Source organism: Sphingorhabdus sp. EL138 (genome assembly GCF_945882965.1).
Taxonomy (GTDB): domain Bacteria; phylum Pseudomonadota; class Alphaproteobacteria; order Sphingomonadales; family Sphingomonadaceae; genus Sphingorhabdus_B.
On sequence record NZ_CAMCWY010000027.1, the window covers coordinates 23,987 to 32,491 of the forward strand.

Annotated in this window: 2 protein-coding genes; both read right to left on the reverse strand. The window is 54.7% G+C overall.

The window, feature by feature from the left end; all coding sequences use genetic code 11:
• Nucleotides 1–100: 100 nt before the first annotated feature.
• Nucleotides 101–2,518, reverse strand: a complete 2,418-nt coding sequence (locus tag Q0N43_RS10750) for a tetratricopeptide repeat protein (RefSeq protein WP_295446206.1) — start codon at nucleotides 2,516–2,518, stop codon at nucleotides 101–103.
• A gap of 495 nt (nucleotides 2,519–3,013) precedes the next feature.
• Nucleotides 3,014–8,505, reverse strand: a 5,492-nt coding sequence (locus Q0N43_RS10755) for an autotransporter-associated beta strand repeat-containing protein (RefSeq protein ID WP_295446208.1), incomplete at its 5' end; no start/stop codon positions are given.

Below are 8,505 nucleotides of genomic sequence, written 5' to 3' on the forward strand. Positions count from 1 at the left end.
TGGTCCCAACCAAATAGATTTGGTTATTATATTTAAAATTCAATGATCTGATCAAAGTTTCCGTCGTCAGAACATTTGGCACTGATGCCTTCGCTTTAACTCATGCTGCAACTATAATTGTATCGGGCGAGTGCCCAGTGAAATACCGATCATACGCCATTTGGTATCCTGTCTCGAGATGTCTAGTATACATCTCGCTATCAAAAAGCGGCTGCGTTAAGCGATTAGCTTCTAACTTCGATTTGATCTTAGCGAGTTCGTTTGGATCTGTTGCAAGCGTCAATGCCAGTGCTTCATATGCCTCTTCGCTCTTCGTGATAAGTTCTGGTAGCCCAATCGCTGTCAAAAGACTGCCAGCCACACGTGCCGCAAAACCCTCACCCAGCTTTGTGACAACTGGCAATCCCGCCCAAAGGGCATCACTCGTTGTGGTATGAGCGTTGACGTTGAACGTATCCAAAAACAAGTCTGCGAGTTTCTGCCTCGCAAGGTGCTCAGCCTGCGGCACTCTCTCAGCAAAGATTAATCGTTCTGAGCTGATGCCTCGAGCTTCGGCTTCTCGCTTTAGGTTCTGGTCTGCCCATTTATTGGACTTGAGCAACCACAGGACACTGCTCTTGACCTTACCAAGCAAACGCATCCAAATATCAAACTCCTTTGGAGATATTTTAAAGTTGTTATTGAAGCAGCAAAACACAAATCCATTACTCGGTAGTCCCATTTCTCCCCGTGTAATGATCTTGTCTGAGATGATACGTGTATTGTCCGTCGGCTGATAGGTGTTTGGCAGATAGATAATCTGCTCTGAGTAATGCAGGCGTTTATCGTTGGGTATCACAACGGCATCAGCCACAATGTAGTCTATAAAATCAGCGCCCAATGTTCCTGGATATCCCAGATAGCTGATCTGAACTGGTGCCAAACCGTAGGCGAAGGGAGCCAAGCGTGCGTTCGTCGTAAAGCCTTTCAAGTCTATCGCAATATCTAGCTTTTCCGCTCTAGCGAGGTCAACAATTTGCATATCGTTCAGTTCACGCACATCGTGAAACACATCAACAGCACGCACCAATTTTTTACGCATCTCGTCTTGCTTGTCAGGTCCATAGGAGTACGCAAAGAGCTCAAATCGTGATTTATCGTGCAAAGCAAAAATCTGGGTCATCAAATACATCGTCGCATGATTATGAAAATCTCCACTAAAATAAGCTATCCGCAAACGCTTAGGTTTCTGAGATGGTTTAGCTGATGCTGGCAAAGGCTTTCGTAGGAATTTTTCTCGTACAAATAGTTCTGACCTTAATCGATGTCGTTCGGGTACGTCCTCGAGCGGAAGGACTGTAAACGGTGAAACACACTCTCCAATTATCCCCAGTTCTTTAAAATATGACTTGTCGGCCTCTATCGACAACCAATCACAGATGTGAGCCAGCTCATGCAAATATTGCGCTCTTGCAGCCGCATAATCAGGCTTCAATGACAGCGCTTTGTTGAAAGCTGTTATTGCCTCGTCCAGCTTGTCCAGATCTTTGAGAGCATTGCCCATGTTATTATGGGCTTCTGCATTATCAGGCTTCAATGACAGCGCTTTGTTGTAAGCTGTTATCGCCTCTTCCAGCTTGCCTTGATCTTTGAGAGCATTGCCCAGGTTGTAATAGGCTTCTGCATTATCAGGCTTCAATGACAGCGCTTTGTTGTAGGCTTCTATCGCCTCGCCCAGCTTGCCTTGTTCTTGGAGAGCATTGCCCAGGTTGTTATACGCATCTGCATAATCAGGCTTCAATGACAGCGCTTTGTTGTAAGCGGCTATCGCCTCGTCCAGCTTGCCTTGCTCCTGGAGAGCATTGCCCAGGTTGTTATAGGCTCGAGCATTATCGGGCTTGATCGAGAGCTCTTTGTTGTAAGCGGCTAGCGCCTCGTCCAACTTTCCTTGACCTTTGAGAGCATTGCCCAGGTTGTTATACGCATCTGCATTATCAGGCTTCAATGACAGCGCTTTGTTGTAGGCGGCTATTGCCTCGTCCAGCTTGCATTGATCTTGGAGAGCACTGCCCATGTTGTTATAGGCTTGAGCATAATCAGGATTTAATGACAGCGCTTTGTTGTAAGCGGCTATTGCCTCGTCCAGCTTGCCTTGCTCTTGGAGAGCATTGCCCATGTTGTAATAGGTATCGGCATCATCAGGCTTCAATGACAGCGCTTTGTTGTAAGCTGTTATCGCCTCGCCCAGCTTGCCTTGCTCTTGGAGAGTAACACCAAGATTGTTGAAGCCCCCAGCATAGGTTGGGTTTAACTCTGACACTCTTTTAAAGGCACTGGCTGCATCTTCCGTTCGACCCAAGCCCTTGTTGGCGGCACCCAAGATATTCCAAACAAAAAATGCACTAGGATATTGCTCTGTGAGAGTTTGCGCTCGCTCAACCACAGCAGCCAATTGCCCCTGATTATACAGAGTAAGAAGGTGATCAATGACTTCCTGAGGTGGAGTTTGCGTCACATCATTCTGCTTGGGCTTGGTCAATCTAACTAAACCCTGCCGCGCACGAACATGCTTCGAAAAACCTGCGACACAGATTGATATAGTATCTTCGCTTCCTCAATCTCACCTTTCTTTGCGTGCGAATTAGCTTCCAAAAGAGCACGGTCTGCTGATATTTTTGCCAAAGCCCCAGCCCCTCCTATGTGATGATAGTTGCTGCTAAATACTACGTGATGAGCCGCCGTCGCGTGATCCGCTGCGACTGCCCTTCTACTGGCCTTGATGGCCAGTCATTGGACCGTCGGCTGCCGCCGGACTTGCAGTGAGAACGCCTGAAACCAAGGTTGCTAATGTCAGCAGATATTTTGACTTGTCGAACATTTTAACCTCCTTCGAAGCAATGCCTTTAATCTGTCGTTTTTACGAAAAGTGGTGGGGGGCCTCAGCCCTCCACCCAAGTCGATTTTTGTGGTTCATGCTGGGGGTTCTAGCAGGAACCGGGGCTTGGCCGGGCGGTATCGCCGCCCGGCCAAGGGGTTAGTTGCCACCGTTGATGGAGTTGACGGAGCTGTTGGCGACTGCCTGCACAGTCGTATTGTTGCCATTGGAACGCAATGCCGAACCGCTATTCGAACCAACGGTCATACCAAAGGTGACGTTAGTAGCGGTTGCCGATATTGCCGCAGAGTTGGATTGAACGCTTGAGACTGCGCTGGATGGCACCCCAGCGCCAAAGGCAGCCATGGTCACGCTGTTCATAGCCATGTTTCCGTATGCATTTGAGCTAACAGTATTGTTAATTATCATGGCACTGGAATTGGTTGCTCCAATTCCGTCGGAATTGAGAGCCAACGTGAATGTAGTGCCAGTTGCAAGCGTTGTTACTCCCCCGCTGTTCGCTTGGTCATTCAACAATCCAACGGATGGCGCAGTCGCACCAGCAGTAGTCGCATCGAGAACGTTCGAAACAACGTTGCCGAAGCCATTAGCCGCAACCGAGTTATTCGCCAGCTTGGTAGAGGAGCTTAGTGCTCCTGCGACCGTGCCGGAATTTAACGCCAACGTATATGCTGCGCCCGTACTTGTTGCGCCAACTGTGCCGCTATTAGTCTGACCATTCCGCATCGCTACAGCAGCGTCCAGCGTCGCTGTTGTGCCAATGGCTGCAAGGGTCGTTGGTCCAGAATACGAAGTCGCATTGTAATTCAACGCATTGCTGGCTGAGTTACCACGAGCCAAGGCCGTTGTGCTGTTGCCGTCAACAGAAATCGAGCTGTCTGTCGCAGGAACAACGTCCAACAAGCTCGCTAACCGATAACCAACACTTGACGTTGCGTTCACTGTAACCCCGGCAGCACTTGCCTGGCTGTTGTTTAGCCCAGCTGTTGCTCCGTTATCGGTCGCCAATGCCGACAGCAGGTTCGATATACGGTTAGCCGTACCTTCGGCCGTTGTCGCATTGCCCGTCAGAGTAACAACGCTGCCAGCCGCACCGGTCGTGCTCGCTGCGTCCTTATCAAGGTTGTAAATGTCCGACCGTGCGGTGCTGGCTACTGGGCCCGATGCGCCCTGAACGGAGTTCAAAGCGTAATCAGCCGTCGTAGTGTTGCTGGAGGCGACGATACCGCCAACGGTATCAGAGCCATCAAGCGTAACCGCGGAGACGCCAATGCTGTTAGAGGCATTGTTGATGACGCCGAGTGCAGTGTTGCTGTTACCGTTGAGGGCGACAGACGAAGCGCTTGACTCTGCGTTTGCAAACACTGTCATTTTGGATACCGAAACGATTTCCGCCTCGTTGCCATCCTGAACATTGCTCAATGCAGCCGTTGGATCAACACCAGCAGCAGCGCCTGCTCCGGTTGCAGTGAGCGCAATCCGATTGGTACCGCTGTTGCCCAGTGCTTCTGCAAACTGGTCATTTGAAGAAACACTCAAACGCGAGTTCGTTGTGGCGGCATCTGCTATCAGGCCAACGTCGATACCATAAGCGGCAGCAACATTGGTCGTGGACGCGCTGGTGTTACCCAGTGATTGCGAATTGGCAAGGCTGTAATCACCAGTTGCCGTAGCAGCGCCATCAACGCTCCCGACAGCCGCTGCCTTATTGCCCGTTCCGCCACCCGAGAGCGTTGTGGCGCTCACCGCAAGCGAGTTGTTGCCAACATTGCCGATTGCCGAACCGCGCGTTACGTTCGAATTCACGGCAATTGCGCTTCCCGAGACATTGGCATCGAATTCCGCAATGACGCCTCCATCGGCTCGGCTTGCTGCGGTAGTAGTATCAGCACCTAAGCCGACCGTCGATGTGACCGGCGCGTTCGAACTTTGAACGTTGAGGACACCTGCGTCCGTGGCAATGGTTGTTCCGGTCAATGACAGGCCATTAGTTGCCTTGTTCGAAACACCAAATGCATCGATGACGTTGCCGTTCAAAGATACGTTGGAATCGGACGTTGCACCAGTTACCAATGAAGAGATCGTCGCTGGCTCATCAACCTTGGCTATGACTGTTCCAGTGCCCGAAATTTGAGCATTGGCAACGGCAAACGCTGTATTGGCGGTTGAAACGGCACCGGCGGCGGTTGTTCCTACGTTAGGCGCTGCCGTAGCTCCGGCAGCTGCTGAAATCGTCGTGGCAGAAACGGCCAGATTGTTGGTGACATTTGCACCATCGGCAAACGCCTGAATACGGTTTGCCGAAGTTAAGAGTGAGGATGCCGTCAATGCCCCACCAACGGTTGTTTTAACCATTTCAATTGCAGCGCTATCTACGTCTGCAAGTACATTTGCGCCAGCGGCGATTGACTGAACGTTTGCAATAACTGCAACTTTGCCGATGTCACCTGCTGCCACTGTACCGTTACTTAACGTGCCGCCAATGTTCAAATTGTTGCTGTTGGAGGACACAGCACCCTTCGCCTTAGCGGTGAGCGTGTTGCTGTTGTTATTGACAGTGCTCCCGGCATTGACGGCGTTGCCGATTGACAAAAGGAAAGCAGATGTTCCGGTGGTTGCCGGGGTCGAAGTCGCGGTCACTGCACCAAGCACGGACTGGTCGTTGAGCAGCGCGTAAGCCGCCGTGACAGAGCCGTTGCCGGTCAAATCCAACGTCTGGCCGCCTGTGGCTGCGCCGTTATAGGCGACCGTCTGGGCATCGACATTGAGCGTGTTGGCGGTGGTTACACCGGTGGCCAGCGCATCGGTGCGGTTGCCGGTTAGCGCTGCCGAAGCGCCGGCGGCGCCATTCCCCAACGAATCGGTGATTACGAGATAGGCGCTCCCCGTGGTTGTGGCCGACACTGTCGAGGAACTGTCGCCGTTGAGCTGGCTGTTGGCCACGCCGACGCCCGAACCGACGGTGGTGCCGGCAAGCGATACGGCGTTCGCTGAATCGCTGCCCACCGCATAAGCCTGCTGGGTGTTGTTGGTGACTGACAACTGCGAGTTGGCGGTCACGCCGGCAAAATCGTTCGAAGTCAGCGTGATTCTGGTGCCTGTCGTGTTGGCCGTCACCGGTGCCAGTTGGTTCAGCTGGCGGTTGGCGATGGTTACAGCGCCATCAGTCGAAATGATCTCTTCGGTCGCTGCGGCTGGAGTCCTGTCGAAGGCCAAGGTCGCATTGCCCGCAGATGTGGTAACCGTTGCTGCCGAGAGGTCGATCGTCTGGACAGCCCGGCTACCCGCCGCACTTGATGCCACAATGTTGGCGGTCATGCCAACGCTGCTACCTGATACGGTGCCGTTGCTAGCGTCACCGACCGTCGCAGCGATTGTTGTGGTGGTGGTATTAGCGGTGACGGAGAAGGCATAGAAGTCGTCACCATTTATCTGACGATTGGCCAGCGTGGCCGATCCATCGAACAGGGCCGATCCGGTGCCGCTGGCGATCCCCGTGGTCAAGCTGTTGCCGGTGGCGGCCGCCGTAACTTGGTTGGCCGACAGGGTGATGGCGCTGTTGACCGGCTCCTTAACAGTGGCGGTAATGTCAGCACCAACGGTGCTCGCTGCAAGAGCCGCATCACCGCCAACAGTGCTCGTCCGAAAACTGGGGGTCAAGCCACCGACCGTGGTGGACCCACTGAGTTTGGCCGCGGTTGCATCATCATTGACCTGCGTGCTCGCGATGGTGAGCGCACCGGTAGCGCTGAGATCGAACGGGTCATCGCCAGTGCCAAAATCCAAGCCATCCGCATCTATCCCATCCAATCTCGCCGAAGATGTGTTGGTTCCGGCGGTCAAATTATACGACAAACCGTCGGCCAGGGTAATGGTGCCGCCCAAGACGTTGCCGCTGGCTGCAGAGGTGATCAGGTTGCTGTTCACCGACAAGCTGGAACTGCTGAACGCTGCGGCTCCAGTGCCGTTGGCGACCGTAGCCGTCACATTGCTGTTGGTGTTAAGCGCATTGCCAACGACGCTCACGGCATTGCCATCGAAGGATTGGTTGTTGGCGATAACGGCAGTGCCGCCAAAGCTGGCATTGTCGGAAGCAATGGCGATGCTGGTGGTCCGGGTGTTGGCCGTGAACGCGGCGCCAACATTGTTGCTGTTCACCACTGCGCTGCCATTGACAGAAGTGGCTGCAGCCACATCGTCAGTGAGGAGCAACGTGACGTTGTTATTCTCTGCCTTGGCGAAAGAGTCAGCGCCCGCGCTAACTTGGGTGTTGGCGGCAACCAACGTGCCTCCGGCAAGGGTAGTGGCGGTCGTGCTGCCGAATGTGGCCGTCGCCGGACCGGCGGCGGTGTTGGTGTAGCCGACCGGGATCGCATTGTTCAGCGTGACCGAGAAGGCGCCGGAGCCATTGTTGATGGTGGTGGCCGCATCTATGCTGTTGGAGGACAACTGGACGCTGCCGCTGGTGAAGCCACTCAAGTCAACACCCGCCGCCTGGTTCGATGCCGTGGCCGTGATGGCGCCGGTGTTGCTGCTGACAGTGCCGATGGCAATGCCGTCAAGGACGCCAGCGCTGCGGAGCAGCGCCAGATCAACATCCATGCCAAAACGGTTGCCGGAGGCGACTGCATCTGCCGTGTTGCTGGAGTTGATGAAGCTGCCGTTGCTGGCACCGTCAACGACGGTCGTGATGGTCGAGGTGTTAACGAGGGCGGTCACGGGCGCACTGTTGAACTGCGCCTCGCCGCTACCGCCGACCACATATCCAGCCACGTACGAACCCAGGTAACGGGTAGTCAGGACGCTCGCACCGAGCGGCAACGGCTCTCTCACATTAAGCAGCAAGTTGACGTTCTTGCCGTCCAGGCTGGCGGCCGTGTCGTTGTAGACGACAACCGGGTCCACCAAGACGCCGAACGCGCTAACGCCGGTGATGTTGGTAAAACTGCCTAACAGCGGACTGCCGGCATCAAGCAGCGTATAACTACTCGTGTGTGGCAGATAGGAGCCGCCCGTGTTGATAAGGGCCAGCGTGCCAGCGAGCGTGGCGGTGCCGGTCACGACAATTTTATCCGCCATTGCCGGAGAGACGTCGATCTCAGTTGTCGAACCTGTTTGCAGCACCAGATTGCCGTCCACCGTCAGTGTTCCGGGCGACATGCCCGGGGTCAGTGTGGCACCAGAATTGACCGTCAATGCCCCAACCGTGCCGGTGCCGCCCAGTGACGCCCCGCTCTCGACCGTCACCGCCGAGCTCGCGATATTGCCTGTAACTTTGAGACTGCCGCCCGAAACCGTTGTTGCGCCAGTAAGGCTGCTGGTACCGCTCAGAACGAGCGTGCCAGCGCCGGTTTTGGTCAGGGTGCCGGCACCGCTCACCTCGCCGCTAAGGGTCAGCGTGTTGGCCTGAGTGTCGACCGTGCCCGCGCCGGTTATGGCGACCGCATTGGCGGCAGTAAGACCATTGGCACCTGCCTGCAATGTCGTGCCCGTCGCCATCGCCAGCGCGCCTGTGCCCAGCGCCGTGTTGGTGCCGACCTGGATCGTGCCGCCACTAAGCGTGGTGCCGCCGGTGTAGGTGTTGGCGCCGGTCAGCGACAGCGTGCCGTCGTCGATCTTGGTCAGAGCGC